Source organism: Phenylobacterium sp. (genome assembly GCF_037138395.1).
Taxonomy (GTDB): Bacteria; Pseudomonadota; Alphaproteobacteria; order Caulobacterales; family Caulobacteraceae; genus Phenylobacterium.
Genome location: NZ_JBAXIM010000238.1, coordinates 1 through 2,441, shown reverse-complemented (window position 1 = coordinate 2,441; position 2,441 = coordinate 1). Strand labels below are relative to the sequence as shown.

The following is a 2,441-nucleotide window of genomic DNA, read 5'->3' as shown; positions in this document are numbered from 1 at the left end:
TTCGACAAGAACGCCGAAGTCTTCGCACCCATGCTGGCCGCAGGGTTCGGCTTCGTGGAGTGCGGCACGGTCACGCCCCTGCCCCAGGCGGGCAATCCCCGGCCGCGGCTGTTCCGCCTGACGGACGACCAAGCCGTCATCAATCGGATGGGGTTCAACAACCAAGGGCTTGAGGCCTTCGCCGGCCGGCTCGACCGCCCGGGACGACCGGGTCCCGTGGGTGCCAATATCGGGGCCAACAAGGACTCCGCCGACCGGATCGGCGACTATGTGACGGGCCTGAAGCGCCTCTGGGGTCTGGCGGACTGGTTCACCCTGAACATCTCTTCCCCCAACACCCCTGGCCTGCGCGCCCTGCAGACCCGGGCCGCCCTCGAGGAGCTGCTCGGCCGCACCGCCGAGGCCCGGGACGCCCTGCCCACCCGCGGCCGCGTCCCCCTCTTCCTGAAGGTCGCCCCGGATCTCGACGACCCGGAGATCGAGGCCATTGTCGAGACCGTTCTGGCCTTCGGCCTGTCCGGAATCATCGTCGCCAACACGACGCTCAGCCGACCGGCCCTGGCCTCACCCGATGCGGGCGAGGCCGGCGGCCTTTCGGGAGCGCCCCTGCGCGACCTGGCCCAGTCGGTCCTTGGCCGGTTCCACCAGTCCGCCACCGGGCGACTTCCCCTGATCGGCGTCGGAGGGATCGCTTCCGGGTTGGACGCCTACGACCGAATCCGGGCTGGCGCCTCTGCGGTCCAGCTCTACTCGGCCCTGGTCTTCGAGGGTCCGGGGCTGGCCGTGCGCCTGTCCCGGGACCTCGCCGCGCGCCTGCGCGCCGATGGCTTTCGCACCCTCGCCGAGGCCGTGGGCGCCCGCTGACCCCCCAGCGCGTTGCCCGCAGGCCGGCTTTCCCCTAATGAGGTGGCCATGGTCGAGGTCCAGGCGCCAGAACCCGCCGCCGCAAGGGCCGGATGGGGTCGAACCGGCCGAAGACTGTTCTGGCCGGGCGGCCTGTCCGCGCGCCTTCTGTTGCTCACCGCCCTCTTCGTGGCCCTTGCTGGCGCCTTCATCCTGCCCCCCGCCCTGGCGGCCTTTGAGCGCAACTGGCTGCTGGACCGGGTCCGGGCCGCCGAACTGGCCTCCCTGGCCACAGAAATCGCGCCAGACCGGGTCGTTTCAGAGAAGCTCTCCTCCCAACTGCTGGCTGGTGCCGGGGTGGAGACGGTGGCCATCCAGTCCCGAGGTCTCCGCCGCCTGGTGCTGCAGGGCCCCCGGCGCGACGAGGCGCCCTATTTCGTGGACCTTAGGCAGCAGGCGGTCAGCTCCTGGCTGATCGCCCCCTTCCTGACCCTCAGCGCCGGAGACGACCGGGCCGTCCGGGTGATCGCCGAGCCCCGCTTCCGGGAAGAGGCCGAGTTCATCGAGGTGGTGGCACCCCACGCCCCCCTGAAGGACGCGCTCAAGGCCTATCTCTGGCAGATGGTCTTCACCACCCTGTTCGTCGCCGGCCTCGCCGGCGCCCTGGTCTTCCTGTCGCTGAACTACTTCCTGGTGCGGCCCATGCAGAGGATCACCCGGGCCATGGAGCGGTTCCGGGCCGACCCTGACGACCCGGCCGCCCACCTCGAGCCCTCCGGGCGGCGGGACGAGATCGGCCGCGCCGAGATCGAGCTTGACCGGATGCAGGCCGACCTGCGCGTGGCCCTGGCCTCCCGGGCCCGCCTGGCTGCCCTGGGCGAGGCCGTGGCCAAGATCAACCACGACCTCCGCAACATGCTGACCAGCGCCCAGATGGCCTCGGAGCGGCTGGCCTCCGTGCGCGACCCCCGGGTCGCCCAGGCCCTGCCCCGCCTTGAGCGGGCGCTCGACCGCGCCGTGCGCCTGGCCAGCGACGTCCTTGCCTATGGTAAGACCCAGGAGGCACCGCCGAGCCCGGTTCCCGTGGTCCTGTCCGACGCCCTGGCTGCCGCCGCAGAGGAAAGCCGGCTCACCGATCGGCCAGAGGGCATCCTCTTCGTCTGCGAAGTCCTGCCCGACGTCCAGGTCCAGGCCGACCCCGACCAGCTGCACCGCATACTGGTCAACCTGATGCGCAATGCCCGTGAGGCCATCGAGGCCGTGACCCCGGCCAGGTCGGGTGTCGTCCGCGCGGGCTGGCGGCGCGAGGGGGAGACCGATCTCATCACCCTGGCCGACAACGGGCCGGGACTTTCCGAGCGCGCCCGGGACCGGATCTTCCGGCCCTTCTCGGGCTCGGGGCGTCCCGACGGGGCGGGGCTGGGTCTCGCCATTGCCCGGGAGCTTGTCCAGGGGCACGGCGGCGACCTTGCGCTCACGGCCACGGGTCCTGCCGGCACGGTGTTCGAGGTCCAGCTGCCAGCCGCCGGGCCCCGCCCGGCAAGGCGCGGCCGCGCCGAGGCCTGACCCCACCGCGGCGACCTCCGCCTCCGCAATCC

Annotated in this window: 2 protein-coding genes; both read left to right on the top strand. The window is 72.0% G+C overall.

Going from position 1 to position 2,441, the window contains the following annotated elements; genetic code table 11:
• Positions 1-864 (top strand): quinone-dependent dihydroorotate dehydrogenase (locus tag WCJ52_RS12745; protein WP_336903678.1); only part of this gene is annotated, 864 nt, incomplete at its 5' end.
• Between the two features lie 48 nt (positions 865-912).
• Positions 913-2,409: a HAMP domain-containing sensor histidine kinase gene (locus WCJ52_RS12740; protein WP_336903677.1), complete on the top strand. Its 1,497-nt coding sequence runs from the start codon at positions 913-915 to the stop codon at positions 2,407-2,409.
• Positions 2,410-2,441: the final 32 nt, after the last annotated feature.